Source organism: Emticicia fluvialis, assembly GCF_024793945.1.
GTDB lineage: Bacteria > Bacteroidota > Bacteroidia > Cytophagales > Spirosomataceae > Emticicia > Emticicia fluvialis.
On the sequence record NZ_JANUSD010000014.1, the window covers coordinates 70,903 to 96,940 of the forward strand.

The 26,038-nt window shown below is 44.5% G+C and carries 19 protein-coding genes; 12 read left to right on the plus strand and 7 right to left on the minus strand.

All coding sequences use genetic code 11. The annotated features are described in order from the left end of the window. The first annotated feature begins 197 nt into the window (after window positions 1–197). The 7 genes from NZ848_RS16245 (at window position 198) to NZ848_RS16275 (ending at window position 6,670) form a co-directional block, all read left to right on the plus strand. Window positions 198–590, plus strand: a complete 393-nt coding sequence (locus NZ848_RS16245; protein ID WP_253527466.1) for a hypothetical protein — start codon at window positions 198–200, stop codon at window positions 588–590. 124 nt (window positions 591–714) lie between these two features. After that, a complete protein-coding gene (gene ccoN, locus NZ848_RS16250) occupies window positions 715–2,850 on the plus strand; it encodes a cytochrome-c oxidase, cbb3-type subunit I (protein WP_259016396.1) in 2,136 nt (711 codons plus the stop codon). A 12-nt stretch (window positions 2,851–2,862) separates the two neighbouring features. Continuing rightward, complete coding sequence (locus NZ848_RS16255; RefSeq protein WP_101725806.1) at window positions 2,863–3,018, plus strand: CcoQ/FixQ family Cbb3-type cytochrome c oxidase assembly chaperone; 156 nt, start codon at window positions 2,863–2,865, stop codon at window positions 3,016–3,018. A 52-nt stretch (window positions 3,019–3,070) separates the two neighbouring features. Next, on the plus strand, window positions 3,071–3,865 hold the full coding sequence (locus tag NZ848_RS16260) for a cbb3-type cytochrome c oxidase N-terminal domain-containing protein (RefSeq protein ID WP_259016397.1): 795 nt from the start codon (window positions 3,071–3,073) through the stop codon (window positions 3,863–3,865). A gap of 69 nt (window positions 3,866–3,934) precedes the next feature. Then, entirely contained in the window at window positions 3,935–5,356 is a 1,422-nt protein-coding gene (ccoG, locus tag NZ848_RS16265) for a cytochrome c oxidase accessory protein CcoG (protein WP_259016398.1), read from the plus strand. A gap of 179 nt (window positions 5,357–5,535) precedes the next feature. After that, the gene (locus NZ848_RS16270) at window positions 5,536–5,973 is read left to right on the plus strand and encodes a FixH family protein (RefSeq protein ID WP_259016399.1); all 438 of its coding nucleotides are present in this window, start codon (window positions 5,536–5,538) and stop codon (window positions 5,971–5,973) included. 1 nt (window position 5,974) lies between these two features. Next, window positions 5,975–6,670, plus strand: coding sequence for a sulfite exporter TauE/SafE family protein (locus NZ848_RS16275; RefSeq protein ID WP_253527372.1), 696 nt, complete (start codon window positions 5,975–5,977; stop codon window positions 6,668–6,670). A 5-nt stretch (window positions 6,671–6,675) separates the two neighbouring features. Here NZ848_RS16275 and NZ848_RS16280 read toward each other — a convergent pair whose 3' ends face one another. Further along, window positions 6,676–7,557, minus strand: coding sequence for an AraC family transcriptional regulator (locus tag NZ848_RS16280; protein ID WP_101725801.1), 882 nt, complete (start codon window positions 7,555–7,557; stop codon window positions 6,676–6,678). 212 nt (window positions 7,558–7,769) lie between these two features. Between NZ848_RS16280 and NZ848_RS16285 the strand changes: the two genes are divergently transcribed. From NZ848_RS16285 to NZ848_RS16300, 4 genes are all read left to right on the plus strand, one after another. Next, window positions 7,770–9,323, plus strand: coding sequence for a sodium:solute symporter (locus NZ848_RS16285; RefSeq protein ID WP_253535594.1), 1,554 nt, complete (start codon window positions 7,770–7,772; stop codon window positions 9,321–9,323). 29 nt (window positions 9,324–9,352) lie between these two features. Next, complete coding sequence (locus tag NZ848_RS16290; RefSeq protein WP_259016400.1) at window positions 9,353–10,318, plus strand: dihydrodipicolinate synthase family protein; 966 nt, start codon at window positions 9,353–9,355, stop codon at window positions 10,316–10,318. Between the two features lie 161 nt (window positions 10,319–10,479). Beyond that, the gene (locus tag NZ848_RS16295; protein WP_259016401.1) at window positions 10,480–11,484 is read left to right on the plus strand and encodes an LLM class flavin-dependent oxidoreductase; all 1,005 of its coding nucleotides are present in this window, start codon (window positions 10,480–10,482) and stop codon (window positions 11,482–11,484) included. A gap of 221 nt (window positions 11,485–11,705) precedes the next feature. Next, window positions 11,706–14,165 carry a DUF3971 domain-containing protein gene (locus NZ848_RS16300; protein WP_259016402.1) on the plus strand — a complete coding sequence of 820 codons (2,460 nt, stop codon included), beginning with the start codon at window positions 11,706–11,708 and terminating at the stop codon, window positions 14,163–14,165. On the opposite strand, the gene NZ848_RS16305 is transcribed toward NZ848_RS16300, so the two are convergent. The 6 genes from NZ848_RS16305 to NZ848_RS16330 form a co-directional block, all read right to left on the minus strand. Beyond that, the gene (locus NZ848_RS16305; RefSeq protein WP_259016403.1) at window positions 14,149–15,501 is read right to left on the minus strand and encodes a DUF3748 domain-containing protein; all 1,353 of its coding nucleotides are present in this window, start codon (window positions 15,499–15,501) and stop codon (window positions 14,149–14,151) included. The two genes, NZ848_RS16300 and NZ848_RS16305, sit on opposite strands and share 17 nt — an antisense overlap. A 28-nt stretch (window positions 15,502–15,529) precedes the next feature. Further along, complete coding sequence (locus NZ848_RS16310; RefSeq protein ID WP_259016405.1) at window positions 15,530–17,758, minus strand: hypothetical protein; 2,229 nt, start codon at window positions 17,756–17,758, stop codon at window positions 15,530–15,532. Between the two features lie 44 nt (window positions 17,759–17,802). After that, a complete protein-coding gene (locus NZ848_RS16315; RefSeq protein ID WP_253527289.1) occupies window positions 17,803–18,984 on the minus strand; it encodes a sialidase family protein in 1,182 nt (393 codons plus the stop codon). Window positions 18,985–19,151: 167 nt separating this feature from the next. Continuing rightward, entirely contained in the window at window positions 19,152–20,213 is a 1,062-nt protein-coding gene (locus NZ848_RS16320) for a polysaccharide deacetylase family protein (RefSeq protein ID WP_259016406.1), read from the minus strand. 16 nt (window positions 20,214–20,229) lie between these two features. Beyond that, on the minus strand, window positions 20,230–22,530 hold the full coding sequence (locus tag NZ848_RS16325; protein WP_259016407.1) for a ligand-binding sensor domain-containing protein: 2,301 nt from the start codon (window positions 22,528–22,530) through the stop codon (window positions 20,230–20,232). A gap of 78 nt (window positions 22,531–22,608) precedes the next feature. After that, window positions 22,609–25,011 carry a GH92 family glycosyl hydrolase gene (locus NZ848_RS16330; protein ID WP_259016408.1) on the minus strand — a complete coding sequence of 801 codons (2,403 nt, stop codon included), beginning with the start codon at window positions 25,009–25,011 and terminating at the stop codon, window positions 22,609–22,611. 158 nt (window positions 25,012–25,169) lie between these two features. On the opposite strand from NZ848_RS16330, the gene NZ848_RS16335 reads away from it, so the two are divergent. Next, window positions 25,170–26,033, plus strand: a complete 864-nt coding sequence (locus tag NZ848_RS16335; RefSeq protein WP_259016409.1) for an alpha/beta hydrolase — start codon at window positions 25,170–25,172, stop codon at window positions 26,031–26,033. Window positions 26,034–26,038: the final 5 nt, after the last annotated feature.

The following is a 26,038-nucleotide window of genomic DNA, read 5'->3' on the forward strand; positions in this document are numbered from 1 at the left end:
TTCTGGTAAAATAAAGCCCGGCTTAGCCTTGATATCAGCCAGAAAAGGCCCCTTTGTCTGCTAAAGGCAAAGGGGCTTTTGCTAAAAACCTGCCAGCGGAGAAGCCCTTTCAAAAAAAGATATTCTATAAATAAAACAGACCATTTTCAGGTCTGAAAATCTACCTGAATCATTCAAATATTTAAACACACCAGACAATGAAAAAGTACTCAGAACTAAGCCATAGTCATTTTCAGAACAGGATATGGCGCAATGAACTGGAAATGATGCAAAAGGAAACAGATTTTTTTCTGACCGTAGTACAGGAAATTGACACCCTTGACAACAAAGAGCTCAATAACAGGCAGGAGTGGTTCATAAACCAGTTTCATCATTTCGAAAGGCTTATTAAACAGTTATCGACCGAACTGACTGACATTGAAAAGGGGTTGGCTGTGGGCGTACAGGAAGATAACATTCTTGATAAAGAGCAAAGGCTGGACCAGAGCTATTTCAGAGAAAGGATGGATTATTTTGAGCAGGACTACCGCAGCGTGAAAGCCAGATTCAGGGCTTTTATTGCTAATTCAGATACCGAAGGCATTGATTAGGCCGGGAAATACTACCCCGCCTGAATTATGATTAATGTCATGTTTTCTTAAAGCCTATGTCATGTTTTCAGCATAGTGCCGAAAGTAATTTTACGCCATCAAAGTTTCTAAACTTAATTTTACTATGCAGCATATTACGCAGCCCGAGTCAGTTGGGACATTAGAACGATTTGAATATGATAATAAAATCGTCAAAGCCTTTCTTGTTGTAACGGTCATTTTTGGTTTGGTTGGCATGTTAGCCGGCTTAACCCTGGCTGTACAACTCTTTTGGCCTGGAGCCAATTTTGAAACCCCCCACGTTACCTTTGGGCGGTTAAGACCTTTACACACCAATGCCATTATTTTTGCCTTTGTAGGTAATGCCATGTTTGCAGGTATTTACTACTCTATGCCCAGGCTGCTTAAAACCGCCATGTTCAGCAAGGCGCTATCGTGGATACACTTCTGGGGCTGGCAGCTTATTATTCTGGCAGCGGCTATTACGCTTCCTCTTGGTATAACAACCAGTAAAGAATACGCCGAGCTGGAATGGCCAATAGACATTGCCATTGCTTTAATATGGGTAGTATTTGCCATTAATATGTTTGGCACTATTATACGCCGCCGCGAGCGCCACATGTATGTAGCTGTTTGGTTTTACATAGCCACTGTGGTTACGGTTGCTTTGCTACACATTGTAAACTCTTTTGAGTTGCCAATTTCATTAACCAAAAGCTATTCGCTATACGCCGGTGTGCAAGATGCCCTGGTACAATGGTGGTACGGCCACAACGCGGTTGCGTTCTTCCTCACCACGCCTTATCTGGGTTTAATGTACTACTTCCTGCCTAAGGCAGCCAACAGACCCGTATATTCATATAAGTTATCAATTATCCACTTCTGGTCGCTCATATTTATTTATATCTGGGCGGGGCCTCACCACTTGTTGTACTCTTCATTGCCAGACTGGGCACAAAGCCTTGGTACGGTGTTCTCAATTATGCTTATTGCTCCATCATGGGGTGGTATGCTTAATGGTCTGCTAACCTTGCGCGGCGCCTGGGACAAAGTTCGTGAAGACCCTGTTCTTAAATTCTTTGTGGTAGCAGTAACTGCCTATGGTATGGCTACTTTTGAAGGCCCGATGTTGTCTTTGAAAAACGTGAATGCTATTTCGCACTTTACAGACTGGACCATCGCCCACGTGCACGTTGGTGCCCTTGGCTGGAACGGTTTCATGATATTCGGTATCCTTTATTATCTGATACCACGTATGTATAAAACCCAGCTTTACTCTAAAGGATTAACCAATACGCACTTCTGGTTAGGTACATTAGGTATTATATTCTATGCGTTGCCTATGTACTGGGCGGGTTTCACACAAAGTTTAATGTGGAAAGAGTTTACACAAGATGGGTTCCTTGCTTACCCTAACTTCCTTGAAACCGTTACACAGATTGTGCCTCTTTATATGATCAGAGCCGTGGGTGGTACCATGTATCTGATTGGTACCCTGGTAATGATATATAACCTGATTCAGACAGCCAAACAAGGAACTTTTGTTGCGGTAGAATACGGCGAGGCACCAGCGCTTGAAAAACACGTAAAAGTTATAGGTGGCGGCTGGCACTCAGTTTTAGAGCGTAAACCGGTTGTTTTTACAGCTTTGGCAATTATAGCCGTGGCTATTGGCGGGGTGGTAGAGTTTGTGCCTACTGCGCTGATTGACTCTAACGTACCTACTATTGCGGCAGTGAAACCTTACACACCGCTTGAACTGGAAGGCCGCGATATCTACATCAAAGAAGGTTGTGTGGGCTGTCACTCGCAGATGGTTCGTCCGTTCCGTTCAGAAACCGAGCGCTACGGCGAGTACTCTAAAGCCGGTGAGTTTGTGTATGACCACCCGTTCCTGTGGGGTTCTAAACGTACCGGTCCTGACTTGCACCGTGTTGGTAAAAAATACCCCGACAGCTGGCACTATAACCACATGATGGACCCCACCACTATGTCGCCCGGTTCAATTATGCCTCCGTACCCGTGGTTGCTTGAAAACGATTACGATAAAGAGATGATTCCGGCAAAAATTAAAGCCATGCGTACCCTGGGTGTGCCGTATCCGGAAGGTTATGAAAACATTGCGGTTGCTGATGCAGAAAAACAAGCTGCAGAAATTGCGAAGCGTCTGGCTGATGCCAAAATTAAAACAAGCGGCGATAAGGAAATAGTAGCCCTGATTGCTTATCTGCAGAGACTAGGTACTGATATTAAACAATAATTATTTACGACCATGTTTAAACATTATTTCGAACAAATAGACGGCGTGAGCATCTACCCGGTTTTTTCTCTGCTTGTTTTCTTTTTCTTTTTTCTGGGTCTTGGCTGGTATGTCATAAAACTTGATAAAAAGAAACAAAGCTACATAGAGAAGCTGCCATTAGATTAACCGGCTCAGAGCCAAATATCCAGGTTTAAAGAAAATTAAAATATACTCATTTATGGGAACATTCATTAAATCAGGCGATGAACTCATTCAACTCCTGGTGCTTATTATACTGATTCTTACAGCTATCGTTCTGCTGGTTGTGGTTTTAAATATGTATCGGGTTATCAGCAGGATTATCGCCGAAAAAGAAGGCCGTACTATTGAAACTTTCAGTTTTCAGAAATGGTGGCAAAGAGAGGCTGGCACGGCCATTCCGTTAGAAAAAGAAGAGTCTATCATGCTTGGCCATAACTATGACGGCATTCAGGAGCTCGACAACCACCTGCCACCGTGGTGGGTTAAGTTATTCTATATTACCATTGTGTTTGCCGTTGTGTATTTAGGTTTGTATCATATCTGGAACATCACGCCTTTGCAGGAAGAAGAGTATCAGATAGCAATGGATGAGGCCAAGAAAGAGGTAGAACTGTATCAGTCTAAAATGGCTAATACCATTGACGAGAAATCGGTTAAACTGTTGAAAGACGACAAAACCCTTAGCCAGGGTAAACAGATTTTTACCTCAAAATGCGCCGCTTGCCACGGGCAGGCAGGTGAAGGCGGTGTAGGGCCAAACCTTACTGACGAATACTGGCTGCATGGTGGTACTATTAATGATGTTTTTAAAACCGTTAAATACGGTGTACCTGAAAAGGGTATGATTGCCTGGCAGGCAACCATGAAACCCGCAGAGATACAAGAGGTAAGTAACTACATTTTGTCTATACAAGGTACTAATCCGCCTAATGCAAAGGCACCTCAGGGAGAAAAAGCCTCAGCCGGGGCTGATTCAACCGCAACTAAGTAACAAACATTTCGGATGGTGGCTGGCAGTAAAATTCCGGCCGCCATCAGAAAGAAATAAATATCCGGAACAGTGAGCAATTTAGATTTTATAGATGAGGCCTACCGTGACAGCATTGCCACCGTAGACAGTGAGGGGAAGAGAATTTGGGTGTTTCCGAAAAAACCGAGTGGTAAGTATCATAATTACCGGATACTGACAACCATTGTTTTTCTGACGCTTTTTTTTGCGGGCCCATTTGTGAAAATCAACGGACAGCCCCTATTGATGATTAATGTGTTTGAGCGGAAATTTGTGTTGTTCGGCCAGTTGTTTCTGCCACAAGACTCTGTTATTTTTAGCGTGGGTCTGATTACGTTCTTTATTTTTATTACCTTGTTTACGGTAGTTTATGGCCGGTTCTGGTGTGGCTGGGCCTGCCCTCAGACAGTTTTTATGGAAATGGTTTTCCGTAAAATTGAATACTGGATTGAAGGAGACCGCAAACAGCAGCTGGCACTGAGCAAAGCGCCCTGGACAACCGAAAAGATTCTGAAAAAGGGCGCCAAAAGGTTAATATATCTGCTTATATCTATTTTGATAGCCCATACCACTATGGCGTATCTGATAGGTTTAGATGCAACGGTTGGCATCATTTCGCAGTCGCCGGCAAATCATTTACCCGGATTTATCGGTCTTTTAGCTTTTACAGCGGTGTTTTATTATGTTTTTGCCAAATTAAGAGAGCAGGTTTGTGTGGCTATTTGCCCTTACGGCCGTTTGCAGGGGGTGTTAATGGGGCGCAATACCATTAATATTATTTATGACTGGGTGCGCGGCGAACCCCGTGGTAAACTGAATAAGCACGAGCCAGCCAACCAGGTAGCCGCGCCTAAAGGAGACTGCATAGATTGCAAATTATGTGTTCAGGTATGCCCAACGGGAATTGATATCAGAAACGGGTCTCAACTGGAGTGTATTAATTGCACCGCCTGTATTGACGTTTGCGATGACGTAATGACCAAGATAAACAAACCCACAGGTTTGATAAAATACGGGTCGGCAGAAAGTGTCGAAAAACGCATTCCATATAAGATGTCGCCACGGGCTTATGCTTATTCGGTAGTTTTATTGTTGCTGGTTGGGGTAGAGGTGTTTCTGCTGATGAGCCGCTCGGTTATTGAAACCACCATTATGCGTGTGCCGGGGCAAATGTATCAGGAGCAGGCCAATAACAAAATCAGTAACCTGTATAACGCCCAGATTGTGAATAAAAGTAATGAAGACCTGGTAGTAACCTTAAAAGTGGGCGACAACGCAGGGAACATCAGATTGATAGACGGCAAAAAAAGTATCAGAATAAAAAAAGAAGGCAAGGCTGATGTGGTTTTCTTTCTGGATATGAACAAAGCCGATATTAAAAAAATAAAAACCAGTCTTGAAATTGAAGTTTGGGAAGGAGAAGAAAAACTGGAGACCATCAAGACTAATTTTTTGGGATTCAAAGATAATTGAGTGATTGGGCGAATGAGTGATTTAAGGTATCCGGAAGAGGGTTGTCAATGTTATTGGTAAATAATCATGAAGGGAATCAAAAAAACATTGAGTCAGTTAAATCGACAGTTCAAAATTTAAGAAATAGGAGCTATAATCGCTCAATTGCTTTAATACATTAGTTCATAAAATAATATACCATGAATTTTGGACATAAAATCGGAATATTCTACGGGTTGTTTGTAGTCTTTATGATTACAATGGTGGTGCTTTGTGTGCAGCAGAAAGATATTTCGCTGGTGAGCAACGACTACTACAAAAAAGAAATTGCGTATCAGGATGAGATTATCAAGCAACGGAATGTGGCGCAGCTGGCGGCCCCTGTAGTGATAAGTTACACTGGCGAAAAACAACAGGTGAGTATCAGTTTTCCTGAAGAGTTGAAAGGGGCAACAGGTACGGTACAGTTCTATCGTCCGTCTGATGCCAAAAAAGATTATTCGCTTGCCCTGAGCATCAATGAAAATACGGTACAGAGCATTCCGGTGAATCAGCTGGCTAAAGGACTTTGGGTTGTAAAGCTGGAATGGCAAAAAGCCGGAAGGGCTTATCTGAAAGAAGAGAAAATAGTTTTATAAGATGTTGTATTCTGCATTGATGATAGGGTTTGCCGGAAGTTTGCACTGCATGGGTATGTGCGGCCCTATTTCCATGCTTTTGCCCGGCGATAAATCCAGACGCGGAAGGTATATTCTGGGCAGGCTCATTTACAATGCCGGACGCATTTTAACCTACAGCCTGCTGGGGCTGCTGGTTGGCTTTGCCGGAGAACAGGTGGCATTGCTGGCCTCACAAAAAACATTATTTGTGGTAGTAGGATGCCTGATATTGCTGGCGTTTATTCTGCCTGCCCGCTGGACCAAATCAATAGACGTATTACCTTATGTAAGCCGTTTCAATAACTTTATCAAGTCTTCACTGTCTGCTTTCTACAAAAGACATTCTTTGTTTTCGCAGTTTATTTTCGGGGTTCTCAATGGCCTGTTACCTTGCGGGCTGGTTTATGCCGCACTGAGTGGGGCTTTTCTGATGAGTGAGGCCTGGGAGAGTGTGCTGTTTATGGCATTGTTCGGGTTGGGTACTCTACCCATGATGCTCGGCTTTGCTTTTTTGGGTAATGGTATCCGTAAATATGTCAGTTTTCAGCCTAAGGCTGTTTATAGATTCTCTTATATTGCACTGGCCGTTTGGCTCATCTTCAAAGGTGTTAATTTATCTTCAAATCACTTAACCGGGCATGACGCACACGGCATTTCGGTTTGCAGAGGTAAATAAGGAAATTACCCGGCTACCTCGCTCTTCAGATACTGCTTTTTATATTCCAGTGGTGTAGTGCCTTTCACTTTTCTGAAATGCCTGTAGAAATTAGAAAGGTTATTAAAGCCGCTGTCAAAGCATATTATCTCAATGCTCAGCTTATTTTCTATTAATGCCCGGCAGGCATGGCTTACTCTTACTTCCGTCAGAAAATCGTTATAAGTTTTGTGGGTCATTAATTTAAAGTATCTGCAAAACGAGGTGGTGCTCAGGTTGGCTATAGCGGCTATGTCTTCCAGGCTGATGTCTTTGGCATAATTGGCCAGTGTATAACTGCATACATTATTAAGCCTGACGGTTTCCATTTCGTTCGACTGGTAAAAGGCATTGGCGGCGGTTATCATCTCCAACTCGTCAGACTCTGTCAGCAATTCAAGAACAGATAACAGAATCACCAGCCTTTGCAAAGGGCCGGCAGTAACGGCACCTTCCATCAGGGTTTTCAGACGCTGTGCTGTATTACCTTTAATAAGCAGGCCTTGCTTGGCTTTTTCGTACAGTTTCCGGATGGCATAGGCTTCATTTAAGTTCAGGAAGTCGCCCCCCAGGCAATCGGGCATAAACTGCATTACTATGGCCTCTACCTGCAAATCTGCATTACCCTGAAAATACTCTTTATTGCAGCGCCAGGTATGGGGCAGATTCTCTCCCAGTAGCAATACCTCGCCCGATGAAAAATTACTTACGTTGTCGCCAATAAACCGAACCCCTTCACCCTTTATTACATAATGAAGCTCAAGTTCGGGATGATAATGCCATATAGAACCGAAGTTAGGTTTTATGTCGTGTCTGATACTGAACGAATGCCCTGTGTTGGTGGGTACTTTATGAAAATGAGGTTTCATCGACTAAAAAACTAAATGCTAATATTGTACAATGATTGGGAAAGAGTATATAAAAAACCTGTATTTTTATCTTCTATCTTTGTAAAGTTAAATAAAATATTTGTCAGATTATAAAAAACAGCCATTGGCTTAAAAATCAATGTATGTTTTTATCATAATACTGAAAAGTGTACAAATTAGCCTATTGCATCTTTCAACCCTAACTCATGAATATTTCCAAGCTTCCTGTAATTGACCTGCTTATCATTTTTGGCTATCTGGTCGGAATGGTAGTGATAGGTATTTATTTCTCACGAAAAAACAAAGACGCCGACCAGTTTACCACGGCCTCGGGCAAAATACCGGGCTGGGCCATTGGTCTTTCTATCTATGCCACATTCCTGAGCAGTAATACTTTTCTGGGTGTGCCGGGCAAGGCATTTGGCAGTAACTGGAACTCGTTCGTTTTTAGTCTTTCTATGCCCGTAGCTGCCTGGGTGGCAGCTCGTTTCTTTGTGCCTTTTTACAGAAACACCGGAGAGGTATCAGCCTACACCCATCTTGAAAATCGGTTTGGAGCCTGGGCCAGAACCTACGCCGTTGTCTGTTTCCTGCTTACGCAGCTGGCTCGTATGGGTTCTATTTTCTTTGGCATTGCGCTTAGCTTGCAGGCACTTACCGGTTATTCAATGGAAAGCGTCATGGTAGTGGTGGGTATCTGTATCATTATTTATACCGTAATGGGGGGTATGGAGGCCGTTATCTGGACAGAAGTGGTGCAGGGCATTATAAAGACCATCGGAGCGCTTATTATTCTGGCGCTGATAATTAAAGGTATGCCGGGTGGTGTAAGTAAGATAATTGAAATTGGCCAGGCAGACGGCAAGTTCAGCCTGGGTAGTTTTGCACCTGATTTTACGCAGTCTACTTTCTGGGTTGTATTGTTATATGGATTTTTCATGAACCTTAACAACTTCGGGATGGACCAAAACTATGTGCAACGTTATCATACAACGTCATCTATCAAAGAGGCTACACGTTCTATCTGGTTGTGTGTGTATCTGTACCTGCCTGTTTCGCTTATATTTTTTGTAATTGGCTCTTGTTTATATGCGTATTATCAGGCCAACCCCGATATGCTTAATCAGGTGCGTATGCAAGTAGCAACCGAACGCCTGCCGGGGGGCAGTGCCGAGGCCATCAAACAGTTAGCGGCCTCATTGTCACCAGCCGATTTCGGCGACAAGGTTATGCCACATTTTATGGTCAACAAAATACCGGCTGGTCTGGTAGGTCTTATTGTGGCGGCCATTATGTCGGCAGCTATGAGTACCATCAGTTCGGGTATGAATGCCTCAGCCACCGTTTTTTCAGTTGATATTTATCAGCGTTACATCAAGTCAGACTTAACCTCTAAGCAGTCACTCAGATTGCTATACATTGCCACTACGGTTTTTGGCCTTTTAGGTATGTTTACGGGCGTGGCCATGATAGGCGTAAAAAGTGTGCTTGACATCTGGTGGATGCTATCGGGTATTTTTGCCGGAGGTATGCTGGGTCTTTTTCTGCTGGGTATGATAGCCCGCAAAGCTAAAAATGCAGAAGCAGTAATTGCAACCATTGTTGGTATTCTGGTAATATGCTGGATGACCTTCTCTAAACAGATACCAGACCAATACGCCGCCTTGCGTAGTCCGTTTCATCAGAATATGATTATGATTGTGGGTACACTAAGTATCTTCCTGACTGGCCTGCTCTTAAGCAGGCTAAAAAAAGCAAATGATTAACCTCTCAATTTTGAATAATTTATAACATTATGTTGTCTTCCACCAATACTTTGCCACAGGGTTTTATACCTGTAATGCTAACGCCGTTTACAGATTCAGGAGCTGTTGACTATGATGGGCTGAAAGTCCTGACAGAATATTACATCAATGCCGGTTCGGCCGGTTTGTTTGCCAACTGTTTGTCGAGCGAGATGTATGAGTTGACGGAAGAAGAGCGGCTGGCTGTTACAAGCCAGGTTGTAAAACAGGCCGCGGGTGTTATTCCGGTTGTAGCTACAGGCACGCTGGGTGGTACTATTGCCGAGCAGGCCGAATTTGTTAAGAAAATTTATGCCACAGGCGTGCAGGCTGTTATTGTTATTACAAGCCTGATTGCAGAGGCAGACGAGTCGGACGAAGTATTTTTGGAGCGCATCGAAGAGCTGATGAGTCTTACCCCTGGTATTCCGTTGGGCTTTTATGAATGCCCTGTACCCTACAAACGCCTGATAAGCGCCGAAATACTGGCCAGATTGCTGCCAACCGGGCGTTTGATTTATCATAAAGATACCTGCCTTGATGCTGTAGAGGTAAAACGCAGAATTGATGCGGGCCAGGGCTATAATTTTGGTTTGTATGATGCCTACATGGTAAATGCCAGGTCTTCTTTGCAGGCTGGTGCGGCCGGACTGTCGTGTATACAGGGTAATATTTTCCCCGAATTGATAGTTTGGTTCTGCAAACATTTTAACGACGAAACCCGCGTTGCAGAGGTAGAAAAAGTACAGCAGTTTTTTAATGACTCTATGGATATAGTGCATTCGGCTTATCCTACAATTGCCAAATACAGCCTGGTAAAAAGAGGCTTTCCGATATCAACCTATACCCGCCGCGATGTTGGTGTGCTGACAGACACCCTGAAAGCTGGTATGGACGACCTGCTGGTTACCATTGATAACCTGCAGAAAGAACTAGGGATAACCCCCGCCTACCTAAATGCAGTGGCTTTAGCTTAGAATTTTTTTTTCTTTAGTAATTGTTTCATACGCAGAATCTCCGGCAAATATCTGTCGGAGATTTTTTTGTTACTATCTTCCGGTATAGCAACTATATGCCTTCTATTGGTAACGAAAGCAGGGTTTATTGTGTTAAGCCTATTAGAAAACAGAATACAATAATGCTAAAATTAGGAATACTTGATCAGTCGATAGTACCCACTGGCAAAACCGCTGTTGATGCTATTGAAGAAACCATAGCCACAGTAAAACTTGCCGAAAGGCTGGGGTATAGCCGCTTTTGGGTGTCAGAACACCATAATTCAACTTTTATTGCCGGCTCTACGCCAGAGATACTGATGGTAAAACTGGCCGATGTAACACAACATATCAGAATAGGGTCGGGGGGTGTAATGCTGCCCAACCACAGCGCACTAAAGGTAGCCGAGAATTTCAGAATGCTTGAAACTCTTTTCCCGGGGCGAATTGACCTGGGTATTGGCCGTGCACCCGGCGGCGACAGAATAACGGCTGCCTTGTTGAATCCGTCTAATGATTTTAGTGAAGAGAGCTATTTAAAACAGCTGGAATACCTGCAAAGGTTTTTTACTGATACCGCCGCCACCAAATATGGCCCTCTGCTGGCTGTTCCGCAGGCGCCAACTATTCCGGCCCAATGGGTGCTTAGCTCAAGCGGGGGCAGTAGTAAAATAGCAGCCCGGTTTGGTATGGGGCTGGCCGTAGCCCGATTCATCAACGGTTTTGCTCAGCCAGATATAGTTGAGGTGTATAAAAAGAACTTTGAGGCGTCGTCGCAGATGGCAAAGCCGCAAGCCTTGCTTTCTATTTCGGTGCTTTGCGGCGAAACCGAAGAGCAGGCACACGATATGCGCAAGTTTATTGATTATGTGCTGGTACAATTTGAACAGGGCAGGTTTGATAACTTTGGAGACGAAAACTATATCAGAAAGTACCAGTTTACACTGGCAGAGCAGGAGCGTATCCATCGTAACCGTGGCAGGGTTATTTCTGGTACTAAAGATGAGGTAAAAGAAAAACTTCTGGCACTTGCCAGCGACTTTGGGGTAGATGAGGTAATTGTTTCTACAATGGCCAACAATACAAGCAGCAGACGCCGCTCTTTTGAATTGCTGGCCGAGGCTTTTGACCTGAAACCCGGCGAATAATTGTAACCCGGCCAGTGGGGGACACCCCTGGCACGGTTGTCGTATGATTAACAATGGCGCGGTAGTAGTATTAAGGTTTACAAAGGTGCGGTTTTATTAGTATTTCATTAAAATTGGAATCTGATTGCGGTTAACTAAAGTTTACTGATTAAATTGTGCCTGATAACATTTTGCTACTACCTGCCTGAAATCGAATGTCGTACGTACAAAAATTACCTATTATGTCCTCTAAATTTTTTCGGGTAGCGTTTATCATTATTGGTGTGCTTGTATTGCTTCTGGCTGGAGTAGGCCTGCTGGCCTATTTAAATCAGGATAAAATTTTTGACCGCCTTAAGTCTGCTGCCAATGAAAAAATAGACGGCACCCTTGAGATACGGAGTTTTAAATTTACTCCGTTCAATAATGGTGTAGGGTTCACCTTCTCGTTAATGGGTGTAAAACTGAGCGACAAAGATTTCGCAAAGCATAAAACACCTCTGATTGATGCCGGTACTATCAGCATAACTTTAAAAACCACAGCGCTTTTACAAGGGAAGGCAGAAATACATGCCCTTAAGTTTACCAACGGCAGCCTCAATATTTTCAGACGAAAAGACGGTACAACCAATCTTGCTGTTTTTGCAAATCAATCCGGAAACAAACCCAATCAGAATAAGAAAGAAGATAACCAGATGCTGGAGCAATTGGATGAAATCGTGTTCCGCGATTTCCACGTGCAGTACATTGATTCGCTTCAGGATAAATCTTTTAATGTTGATTTCCATGATTTTGTAAACAAAATTGATTTTGATAAGGGAATATGGAATGTGAAATCACGTGGGAATACTTACTTCAAAGGGTTGGTTTTTAACAAAGAGAGGGGTGGTTTTCTGACAGACCAGGAAGTGGAACTGAAACTGGATGTTGCTTACAGGCAGCAGGAGAAACAACTGGTTATTAATCCGTCGGAGATTGAAACGGCAACCAGAGACAAGATTCAGCTATCGGGCATGTTTGATTTCAGCGAGAGCGCCCGTACTATACAGCTTGATTTTTCAACCAATAAACTCCGGCTTGCCAATGCCAGAAAACTGCTGACAAGGCATTTGTCGAATGTTCTTGAAAAAATAAAAATTGACCCCATCGTAACTGCCGATGTTCACCTGAAAGGCAAACTGGGCGAACGGATACCTAAAGTTGATATCAATTTTGATGCGCGCTCGTTTCAGTATCAACTGCGTGTAGGTTTGCTCAGAGACTTAAGCACGCAGGGTATTTTTACCAACCATTACGACGATAAACTGCCTGCAAATGATGATAACACCCGCATTACGGGCAACAATATCAGAGGTATGTTTGAAACCGTACCTCTGGAAGCAAAATTGGTAATTACGAATCTGGATCAGGCTCTTGCCGAAATTGAGTGTACATTGAAGGCTGACCCTGATGCGCTGAATGGCCTGCTAGACCCAGACCGCTACAAAGTAAAGGATGGGCTGGCTGTTATGAAAATGAATTATAAAGGGAATATAAAGACGCTATTTGACGAAAAAAAACGTAAAATTAACGGGCTGTTGTTTGGTAATGTATCATTACAGAATCTGGCAATTACGTATCTTCCCAAGAAAATCAGTATACAGCAAATAAGAGGAGATGTGGCCTTTACAGGCGAAGAAGTTCGGATACCCAACATACAAGTGTTTGACGGCCGCAACAAACTGTTTATTAATGGCGATATCGTGGGGCTGGTTCCTTATCTTTATCTGGATAATTACCCGTTAAAAGCACGGGTAAATATAAATATACCCGACTGGGAGCTTAACTGGCTGAAGGTGCTCTTAAACCTGGATAACAACAAACCCAAACGCAGCAGTGATAGTAAATTTACATTGTCTGGGTTTCTTGACAATGCCATTGATAACATAGAGGTTGATGCCACGCTTCAGGCCGGCCGCTTTAAATACAACCGCCTCATGGCCCAAAATCTGAAAGGGAAAGTAACGCTCAGTTCTAATAAAATAAACCTGAACAGCTTTTCTATGAATGCCTTTGGCGGAACGTTTCAGATATCAGGCGATATCAATAATTTACGTGCCAATGGAAGGCCCATGCAATTGAATGTAAACGCAAGTGTAGATAATACAGACGTGAAGTCGGTGTTTTCTTCTTTCAATAATTTTGGGCAGTACACCATAACAGACAGAAACCTTCAGGGTAAACTAACCAGCAGGTTTAAATTCAGTGCATTGCTGAAAAACGACGCGTCGCTGGTGTCTAATTCGGTACGAGGTGTTTTGTCTGTTGATTTACGTGATGCCGAAATTATTGATTTTGACCCTTTTCTGAAAATGAAACGCTTGGTTTTCAGAAATCGTCAGCTTGAACATGTGCAGTTTGCTCCTATTGTGCATGAGTTTACCATAAACGGGCAGGAAGTGGAAGTGAAAAAAATGCAGATAGAAAGCAATGTAATTACTTTCTTTATGGACGGCGTTTATAGCCTGGGTAATAAGACCGACCTCAATATACAGATACCGTTCAGTAATCTGCGGAAGCGAGACAGCACCTACCAGTTTCGTGAATATGACCCCAACGTAGGTTCAAACATCTACCTGAAAGCTATTGACGAAAATGGTAAGGTGAATCTCAAACTAATGTTTAAAAGACCAAGAAAGCTGCCTTTTAGAGCTTTCCGGTAAATATCTGTTTAGCGTTACCGATTAATCTGTTAAAGGCAATGGTTTTGCCGTCGTGCGAAATAACCAGATTGGTTGGTGAGGGTGCCGATGGTTTGGTAAGCAGCTGGTATCGTTTTTCAAATGATTCGCTGCCGGTTTTACACTCAACAATGCTGCCGTTCCAGACGTAAAAAAGACTCTTGCCAGACGGATGCCAACGCACATAGCCCTCAACGGGGCTGTCATGATGCGTAACCTGTGTCAGGTTTTTACCGTAGGGGTCAATGGTAAATATTTGTAGAATACCCCTGGTGTCTTTAGCAAGAAAAGCCAGCGACTGGCCATCTGGTGCGCTGCGCACAATACCTACGCAACCTGGTTGCGCAGTATTGGCGGTAAATGTCAGTCTTCTCTGCACGGTGCCTTCAGGCGGTGCAGGCATGGCTGTTTCTGTACCTGCCAGCGGGCCTGAGTTTCCTTCTTTCGTAATATCGTCCGGTATGTCTACAATAAAAACTTCATCTACTTTTTTGCCGTTTTTATCAATCACCGAGCCAATAAAAGCACGCGCCATTTGTGGGCTGCCGTCGGGTTTTTTATAGCCGTTTGTACCTACCCAGCTATCACCTGCCGCATGGCTTATTTCATCAGTGCCGGGTTTGGGTTCCGGTGTTACTTTAACTACCAGCGCACTGAACCATTCGCCAGATACATTATCACCTTTACTATCTTTTTCAACCTTTACCGCACCAATTCGTTTAGAAACACCAATGGTACGCAGGTTATGCTTTTGGCCGGTTGAATCTTCCAACGCTTTCAGTACGGCATCGTTGTAAGTGTAGCCAATCCACTGGCCGTCGCCACTCCATTCGTGGCGGTGGGTACCGCCACGCAGGGCTCCTTTGGTGTAAGGGGCTGTAATGTCGCGCGCGTCCATAAAAATGGGTTTTCCGGGTTGGTCTGTATTGATAATTACTCCGGTGCGCCGCCATTGCTGATACGGATTGGCTTCAGTTACGCTCATCAGGCCATGAATAAAAACCACGGCGTTTTCTACAGGCGAGTAGCTTACCGCCCCTGCACCCGGGCCCCATGCCTGATTGTTGGGCAATTGGTAAACAATGTTTTTTTCACCCGTTGAAATATTTACTTTTTCAATGCGGCCAGAAGCCGCAATGCCGCCTTCATCGGTTCGGGTATCGTACACCAGCCATTCGTTATCCGGTGAGAAATTATCGTTGTTGTCTAAATCGTGATGATACGCCAGGTCATTCGTAATTTGTTTCTCTTCCAGATATTCCATAGTTGTGCAAGCTGATAAAATTGATACAATAAAGGTCAAAAGTAAATATTTCATTGGGTTTGCTGTTAATTTTTGGTCCGAATTACTTCGTCGTAGCCGGTGCGCTTATTACGCCAAGATATCTGCCCATCCAGTAAGGCAGTAACCAGATGTCTCCGGCACTATGCTCTGACGTACCGTTGCCACCACGGCGGTCAAGGTTGAAAGTATTACCATTGTGGCGTTGAATCGGGCCTTCGTCAGGTGGTAGCACTTCTTTAATGGTCTGGTTACGGAAATTAGGCGCTACTTTCTCAATATCCTTACGGTGGCTGTTCATAATTACCCAGTCTATCATATCAAGCGGATACTCTCTTAAATACCAGGCTGCTTCGTTCAGGTCAAAATTCTTAACGCCTGTTAACGCCGTAAAAATATTCCATGCGCCTTCTTTTTCAGGACGTTCTGCCTGCCAGTGGTCAAGAATTGCTTTTTTGTAGGCGGCTTTCAGTGTGTCATTTAATGCATAGCGGTATAAACCCCAGTAGCCAACAAAATACATTTCATCGTCTGAGTGATTCCAGCCGTCTGACATGTGCTTGCTATGTTCATCGGCATCTGCAGGCGCTTTACCGATGATGCTCATGGGGCGCATCAGGTTTTCGTAGTACCCGTATTTATTCATCAGCTCAAAAGCCTTTTGTTTATATTTCTCCTTTTTAGTGAAGTGATACGCCGTTTGCAACATAGCTACGATGTTCGAAGAATTCAGTTTTCTGTCGCCCACATTTATCGGGAAAGCATTCACATATTCAGGATTCCAGCGGCCCCATTGTGTTGGTTTACCGTTGTAGTCAATCATATACATATTATTTTTGATGATATGGCTCATCATGGTATCTATCAGGGTAATGGCACGTTTTTTAAGAGTTGGCTCCTGAATCAGCTCTGCCATTGCACCATAAGCAAATATATGACCGATGGCCTCGTCACTACTGGTAGTTGCTTTCCAGTCCCACTCAGGGTCAGCTGAATGCTGCCAGCGCTCAGGGTCTGATAATTGTTCGATATACCCTCTTCTTTCAAAAGAACGTGACGGGAAACCCGGAATGCCGTTAACGGTAAATAAACGCTCCATGGCATCTAACGACTCCACGCAGTTTTGCAGTGCTTCAGGGTCTTTGGTTACCGCATATCTGAAAACTTCACCGCCCAGATACATGGATGTCCACAAGCCGTCGTTGTCTGAGTCAGACAGATAACCGGTACTTAAGTTGCCTTTTTGCATATTGCTGAGAGAGGCATTGAAACCATTGCGGATATGGCGGCTGCGCACTTGTTTGTCGAAATAAACGGCTTTATCTTGCAAGGTCATTTTCTTAAAACAAATCTGGCCTAAACCGGCAGTAGTAAGTATCAGAGCCGAGTTTTCTGGGCCTTCAGCAATGTTGGTAACTTCGTTGCCCGGCAACCAGCGTTCGCCGTTGTAGTAATCAAATTTGCCATCGGCACGAGAAGCAAACGCACCATTAACTGTACCAAACCAGAATTTGTCGCCGATAGCCTTCACTGCTGTAATTTCGGTAACCGGCAGTTTCTGATTTTTAGCGCCTGTTTGTTTTTTGGTGGCAGCATCTAAGGTAATAATGCCGTCGGTTGTACCAATGATTACTTTTTTGCCGTCGGTATCGAAAGCCGTAAAGCCTGCGCCATCAAATACTTTGGTTAGCTTGGCGCCCGATAGGGTTGATAAAGATTTTTTACCCAGAATCCAGTAGGTATCGGTACCTGCCTGATAGCGTAGTGCAACTACGTCGTCTCCGGCCAGTGTGCCTTTCCAGATACTTTTTGAATCTTTTACAAGTTGCAGCGACTTGCCGTCTGAAACCAGAAATGCAAAGTCTTTGCCACCTACAAACAATCTGGCACCGCCTAGCTCATGTTTGTTGAACAATTTACCTGCCCAGGCATTGCTTAGTACAGATTTGTCGTCCAGCAACACAAACTGATTCTCATAACTGCCCAAACCTTTCAGGTTTTTGTGGCCGATAGTGCGGTAAGTTTTATCTGCTTCCAGTGAGCCAGGATACAGGAATTGACCGTCGTGCGGGATAAGGAGGCCTTCAGATGAAAAAATTTTGATAGCTCCGTTTCTGTCGGCGGCTACATCCATCAGTTTTGTATTGGCAGATTTTGCATAAAACTTAATGGCATAGTCTTGCATAAAAGGCTTGTCGGCGTACACGGGCTGTGTTTTGGCTGTGGTTTTTTGTGCAAAGGATGCAAACCCCGCCAAAGCCAAACCAATGAAAACGTAAGATGATAATCTCATAAGAATGTAAGGTAATTGATTAGTATTTTGTGTGAAACGGAAATTTACTTGATTTTCTGTGGGTCTACCACGGCATATTTAATTGATTTTTGTTTGCTTTCCGGATGATACGAATAAGTGAGGTGCAGTAGCCCGTCTTTGGTTTGTATCATAGATGGGTAGGAGTATCCACCGTCATTCTTTGGGTCGTGGTCTTCCATTTTTATTTTCCATTTCCAGGTTTTGCCTTCATCGTCTGACAGATACAGGCTTAGCTTGTATCGGCCATCATCAATATCGTTTCCTAAAAATGCCCAGCGGCCGTCGTTCAAAACCAGTAGTTCTACGCTGGCTGTGTTGGGTATATCTGTTTTAACAGAGGCCGACCAGCTTTCGCCTTTATCGGTCGACTCGCTGATGTGCACACGTGTGGGGCCGTCGCCGCTGTCGCGCATGTAGGCAACCAGATTCCCGTTTTTCTTTTGTACAACGGCAGGTTGTATAGGGCCACGGCCAACCAGTGGTAAGCCCGGGTGCCAGGTTGTGCCGTTGTCGTTAGAGATTGCCATCATTGACATATTGTAACCGTCTGAATACAAAGGCAGTACAATGCGTCCGCCGGGCATTAACAATGGTTTAATGCGGGTCATCCAGCCTATGCTGCGTTTGGTGGCATCAGTAGCGGCTTTAATGATCATGTCGTCATATTTTGGGGCATAACCGGCCCAGCCTGCGTGGGTTTCAGGCATGTTTTTGAAACGGCTGGCCACTTCTTTGGCAAAGTCGTCGCCGGGTTTCAGCAGAATGTTATCCTGCCAGTTCCAGACCGGAGCGCCGGGTTTGCTGTAATCGGTAGAGGTTCTGACTCTCAGAATGGATTGTTCCCACTGATTGGCCTGCACGGCTATCCATACCAGAAAAAGTTTGTTTTCCTGATTAAGAAAAACAACCGGGTTGCAGTCGGGTATGTTGGGGGTATCGGCCATCAGAAAAGGTTCGCTCCAGGTTTTTTCACCTTTGCGTAATCTGGCTCCCATAATTTTTACGTCGTCGGCTGTGCGTTCTCCACTTCCCTGAAACCATACTGCCAGAAAGTCGCCGTTAGGCAGGCTTACAATGCTGCTGCCATGCACGTGCTGTGGTTGTACAGGAAATATAATACCCGCATGCAATATGGCCGGATGCTGTGCGATAGCCTGCCAGCTGCTGATAGATAATAATAAAAGTAATGTTAGTGTTTTTTTCATTAAGGCGTTATCAGTTTTTTTATTGGTAGAGACGCATTGCAATGCGTCTTATCGTAGAATTGGGGTATCAACTAATGTGATTTGCAATTCAAATGGCTGAATAATGATTTTATTGTTCGCATCTGCCCCTGAAGCCGCATGCAATGCGGCTCTACGTGTTTGCTGTGTTATTTTACCTTCTTACGTCTCTCGGCCAACTCGCGGAAGGTAGTCAGAATAATGCCTTCTTTTTCAATGTAGGCTTTTAGTTCCGGATTCATCATTGAAAGCATATCGGCATATCGTGAGCCGCCTGAACCGCTGATGTACCGAAATGCGTCTGTTATATCGCTACTGTGTACAATCAGCATGGCTACGCCGGGCTGCATGTTTTTCAGGGTTTCTATAAATTTCTGAGCTTTATATTTGCCCCATGCTTCGGCAGTTATGTTGCTGCCTTCCGGTTTCCAGTCGCCACTAATGGTGTGCAGGTCGTCAAGTACAGGTAAACCGGCTTTCCATATCATTTCACCAACGGCTTTGGTTTGTTTTACAAGCGCCGGTACTGGTAACTGCATGCCTTCTTTCCATTGCCCTTTGGCTTTCAGGTTTTTAATGACCGGCGCGTTGAGGCATTCAATGAGTAGTTTATTATTGCCACCCGGGAACATAACCGGAATGCCGTTTTCAATACCTACTTTAATGTATCTTTCCAGAAACGGCTGATGCGCAAAGAGAGTACCCATGTGCGAGTCCAGGTGTGTTGGCTTTAAGCCTATTTTGTGGGCACGCGCCAGCTGCGCTCTGATTTCTTTTTCTACCTCATCGGCCGAAGCATTTTTTACTACCTGCTCAACTGTATGCCACATGCAGGCTTCTTCGTCTACAAGGCCGGGTGCGTGTTCGAAACCGGCAACCGGAGCCCAGCGGTAGTCTTTCCATTCAGAGGTAAGGGTGAGGTGCAAGCCTGCATCCAGGTTCGGGTTTTTCTTCTGAATATAGTTTTTAATGAAGCTGGGCGCCCAGGGGCAGGGCATCATAATACTGCATGAAGTTGCCACGCCTTGTTCAATTGATTTAATAGCGCCCTGGTTAGATGAGTACGACATACCGCAGTCGTCCACATGGAAAATCACAACTTTTTTACCTTTCGGGAAACCCAGTTTTTCGGCGTATGTTTCCTGTGCCTGTGCAAAAGCGGCAGAGGCTAAAAACAGGCCTGCCAGGAGGGTTGATTTGAGCTTTATCATTTATATGGTAATTTATTTATTGAATCATGTTAGTGTACCGGCCCATCCAGTAGGGTAGTAGCCAGAAAACGGGTTCTCTTTCCACTTGAGGGTCTCCGCCACGGGCATCAAAAGGGTTTTTGTCCCACCGGACGGTTTTTCTGATACTGGCAGGTGGTAGTTCAGAAACCTGCAGTTCATCAAGCACTATGTTTCTTACCAGTTGTATGTCTTCCCGTTTGGTGTGGTCAATGTGCCAGTCTACCAAATCAAGCGGAGTATCTTTCAGGAAATCAACCGAATTGGTTACTTCTTGTTTTTTGCCTCTTGAATAACAGTAAATAAAGTTAATAAGCGGATTATGGTCTGCCTTACGGATCTCAAACCAATGGTCAATGTGTTTTTCATAAAAAGCCAGCCGCTCAGGGTCGGTTTCGCATTTTAAAAGTATGGGGTAAAGATATGCCTGAAGGATGGCGTCAAAATAGATAAACCATGCTCTGTTCTGGTTGGGTACCTGCGCCATGTTTTCGAGGTAATGCTCTTCATTAATCAGCCTCAGGTATTGTTGCTGATACTTTTCATTGTTGGTAATATGATGCGCAAATTTAAGAAAAGCCAGCATCTCCATCGAATTCTGGTTTCTGTCGGGTGCCCATTCAGGGTCACGGTTCAGTTGATCCGGCGACCAGACCGACCAGCGGGTTGGTTTGCCATCTATGTCAATAAAGTTAAAATTATGCTTGATAAGATAGTCTACAATGCGTGATACGTGCTGCCGGACGATGGCTTTTTCGGCCTCGTCGGCCACTAATTCATAGTAGAAAAAGTAACCAAACATGTGCCCGCACATTTCGTCGCTGCTGGTGTCGCCTTTCCAGAGCCATTTCCCATCTTTTGATTTGCGCCAGCGCACTTCAACCGGTTTAAAGCGAGGTTCTTTTACCAGTTCGTCTGCCAGTTGGCGCGGTGTAAAAGTACGGTTGCCGTCATGCAATGTACTCCAGCTGGCCGGAACAACGGTACGTGCAAAAAAACCTTCGGTATCTGTTACTTCCTGTAGCAGTTTCAGGAAACCAAAGGCCTTGCGGGCGTTTTCTTTTGCTTCCGGACTTTTGGTAACGGCATACCTGAAAGATTCCATGGCTAAATAATTGCCTGTGTATTCGCCATCATTGTCATCATCTTCCGGTTGCCATGTTGTGGTGTCTCCGGGTATGCGCAGATGCGCCTGCCCGGCTATCCAGGGGGCACGGATGTGGCGTTTCATAAGCACATCCATAAAGTAATCGTTTTTCTGCGCCAATGTCATTTGTCGGCGTTTAATGGCGCTTACCCCTTTTGCAGTAGCTACCCAGGCGTTGCCTTGGGCATCAAAGGCAATGTCATTCACGTGGTCATCCAGCAACCATCTGCGACTGAAAAGCATTGAATATGAACTGTAGGGCGTTGAGGTATGTGGCTGATAACGAACCAGGCCTTGTTCTGTACCCACCCACAAAGTGCCATTAGGCGCTTTTGCTACACAGGTAACAAATACGGTAGGTAAGCCTTGTTTCGGAGTTATTTCTCTGATTTTTTTATCAGCCTGAATAATACTCACTCCGCCTAAACCTCCTGCCCATAGGTGCTGATTGCTATCAATGGCTATACCTTTGATGTAGCCGCTGATAACATCTTCTTTATTGCGGAAGACCCTTGTTTCGTGGTTGTTAGTATGGTATAAACCCACATCGCTGGCAATCCACAAACCGCCTTTATTATCTGAAATAACGTCTCTTACAGAACGCGGAAGCTGATAGCCTTCTTTATCGGATTGTGGTTTTTTAAATGCCTGTCCGTCAAATAGCCAGATGCCATGTGGCCCTAAGGCATAAACGCCTTCTTTGGCTGTACAAATAGCAGAAACGGGAGGGTTTACTCCTTGCAGTTTTTCGAGTTGGTTATTTTTAAAGCGATATATGCCATTCCAGGTGCCTAACCATACTGTTCCTTCATTATCAGTATTTACGGCAAAAGCAGGACCTTTGTCAGTTGCGTTTTGAATGGATGCCCAGTTCGATTCATTGGCTTTTTTCATAAAAATGCCTGAGGCTGTGGCTACCCAAACATTATTTGCTTTGTCGATAACTATGCTTCTTACGTTATTTTCTTCGGCATTTTCACTGATGGGATATGCCTCGTGGTATTCTTGCCAGAAAGGAGCGTCTTTATAAGTAGCGGCAGATTCGTGCTGTTCAGTAGATTTGCAGGCATACATAAAAAAGGTGATGGTTAATCCCAAAAAAGAGAAAAACCATAGTTTTTTGTATGTGCTGAACAATCCTCTGGTTGTCATGTGCTTGTCTACTTTATAAGTAATGTAAATACTTTCAATTTTTATTCACTAATTCATCATTCACTCATTCGCCATTCATTATTTCGTCAACGAATATGGCACGGCGTCTTTCCCAACTCCCCAGCCTTTGTTAGGTGTTGCGCCCATTTCAAAAACCAGTTCTCCGCCTGCTGTAATTTCAGACTGGTCAATAAAGCAACGGTTGAAAGGTTTGCCATTTAGTGTGGCCGATTGTATGTATTTATTGTTAGTGCTATTGTTATTGGCCTTAATGGTAAACTTCTTGTTATCTTTTACATTGATTTCAACGGCATCAAACAAGGGGCTACCAATGGCATACTGGCTGCTGCCAGGTGTAACCGGATAAATACCCATACTGCTGAGCACATACCAGGACGACAACGAGCCCATGTCTTCATTACCACTTAAACCACCCGGGCCGGTGCGATAAAATTTCTGCATGATTTCACGCGTTCTGGCCTGTGTTTTCCAGGGTGCAGAGGCGTAATTATATAAGTAAGCCACATGGTGCGACGGCTGATTGCCATGCACATACTGGCCGATGGTACCCACTACACCCACATATTTTGGTTCGCTGATGGATGCATCCATTTCAAAAAAGGTATCCAGACGTTTATTAAAGGCTTCATTGCCGCCCATCAGGTTAATCAGCCCTTTTACATCATGTTGTACCGACCAGAGGTACTGCCAGGCATTAGATTCGGTATAATGGCGGTTAGGGCGGCGGCCTACCAGTAGTGGGTCAAAATATTTATAGTAACTGTGTTCTCCTACGGTTACTATTTCTTGTTCATTAGTGCCTTTTTCTGGCAGCCAAGAGCCGTTTTTCAGACGCGGGCGCATGAATTGCGTGGTGGTATCATATACATTGCGGTAGTTCTGGGCACGTTTGTAAAACAAGGCTGCATCTTCTTTTTTACCCAGGGCATCAGCCAGTTGGGCAATACACCAGTCGTTGTAGGCCAGTTCAAGCGTGTTCGGTACTGATTCTGTTACTACGTCGCATGGAGCATAGCCCAAACTCATGTATTGTGCAAGACCTGATCGGCCATTAGAGGCAGGCAATGGAGCCGGTGGGGCTTCAAGCGCCTTTTTACGCATGGCATTGTAAAGCCCTTCAATATCCCAGTCGCGGTATCCTTTTTTATAAGCATCAACAATAACCGGCACCAGGTGGTCGCCTACCATGCCTTGCCCGAAAACGTTTCTGAAATGCTGGGCCGGTAACCAGCCATATTCAGTTGTTTTGGCTGCTATTGATTTCACGAGGTCGTTTACGTGGTCAGGTGCAATAATGGTAAGTAAAGGATGCTGGCTGCGGTAAGTGTCCCAGCACGAGAAATTCGGGTAGAAATCGTAGCCTTTGGCAGTATGCACCTTTTTGTCCATTCCCATATATTGTCCGTCGGCATCCTGCCCGGTATATTGCGCCAGCAAGCTACGGTAAACTGCTGTATAAAATACCTGTTTTTTGGCGGCGTCAGTAGTTGTTACCGATACCTTTTTCAGTTCGTTGTTCCAGGCCTGGTACGCATTTTCTTTCACCTGGTTGAAATCCCAGTGAGGCAATTCGGTTTGCAGGTTATTGCGCGCGCCTTCAAGGCTCACAAATGAAATACCCACTTTTACCAGTATCTGTTCAGCTTCTTTGGTTGCATAGCTGACAAAAACCCCAACATTGCGGCCTTTTTCTTCATTTTTGTATGGCCAGAAACCCGCTGACGACTCAGGCGTGTTGTAGTCAGCATCCCAGGTGCCGTAGTAATCAAATGGCCGGCTGAATTTGGCTACAAAATAGACCATTGTACCGTTGGCATCTTTATAACCTTCAATGGTGCTGTCGCTTACTATTTTTAGGGCAGATAAACCACTTTTATCATCGTTGCCTATTTCATGGCCCAGGTCCAGCAATATGTTGGAGCGCCTGGCTTTCGGGAAAGTATAACGGTGCATGCCTACATGCTTGGTGGTAGTTAGTTCTGCTTTGATGTTCTCATCTTTCAGCACCACGCTATAATAGCCCGGCACGGCTTTTTCGTCATCCTTATTATATCTTGACCTGTAGCCTGCATCGGGGTTTTCTTTGGTGCCGGGGCTGGTTTGAATTTTGTCTTTAACGGTGGGCATCAGCAGGATATCTCCGCCGGAGTTCATGCCCACACCGCTGAAATGCGTATGGCTGAAACCAACAATAGAGCTGTCGGAGTAACTGTATCCGCTGCTGTAGGTCCAGCCCTGGGTATCGTGGTCGGGGCTTAGCTGTACCATTCCGTAAGGCACAACTGCACCGGGGAAAGTATGCCCAAAATAATCGGTGCCAATGAACGGGTCAACCATGTCGGCGGGTTCTTCTTTGCGCGCACATGATTGGGTAACCCAAATCAAAATCAGGCCTAATGCAAAAAGGTTAAATCGGAATTGGCGGTTTGGGGTTGAATATTTATATAGACACTTGTTCATACTTTCAGCAGGGCTCAGATTGGTTATGATGTACAGTGTAAGTACTTCAATACTGTGTTTCAAGACTATTGCCCGAAGAAAAAAAACAATAATCAGGGCTTTTTTGAGTTGGTACAAAACATACCTTATAGCGTATTAATAATCAGAACTGTAAAGAAATGAAAACCATGCATTTGTTATTAGCTTTTTTGTGTCTGGTAAGTGTGGCTCCGGTGCAAGCCGGAAGCAAAAGCCATTCAGCGCAGGATTCCACCTATAAGCAGTATGTGGATCTGCGTTACGGGCCAGCAGAAGGAACCGCAAACCTGTTGGATCTGTATCTGCCCAAAAATAATTCATCAACCACAAAACTGATTGTTTATGTGCACGGTGGTTCCTGGAAATGGGGCAGTAAAAACGATTTCCCGAAATTGCTTGTCGGCACACTTACCGCCAAAGGCTATGGAGTAGTGGCTTTAAATTACAGATTGTTAAAAGAGGGGAGTAACCGTTTCCCTGCGCAAATGGAAGATTTAACAAACGCATTTGCTTTTCTTACCGTTAAAGCTGGCCAATATGGGTTTAATGGCCGTGAGTTTGCTTTGCTGGGTGTAAGCGCAGGGGCGCATTTATCATTATTATATACCTATAAGCACGACAAAGACAGGCAGATTAAAACCGTTATTGATATAGTTGGCCCGACCGACCTGACGGATGCGGATTTCAGGAAGGGCAAGAACAGCGGAGATATAATAAACCAGTTTTTAGGTAATGCCAACCCCGATGCTCCTGTGGCCGTTGAGGCAAGTCCGATTCTTCAAATAAATAAAGATAATGCTGTGCCTGTAATTATTTTTCATGGTGAAAGCGATGAACTGGTGCCGGTGCAACAGGCAAAAGCTTTGCACAAAAAATATCAGGATTTAGGAGGGCAGTCGCAATTGGTGCTGTATCCTGGCGAAACCCACGAAATGCGGAAAAGCCTTTTTGATGTTTACACAAAGCTGGCGGTTTGGTTGCAGCGTGTTTTTCCTGCCAGGTAAACTAT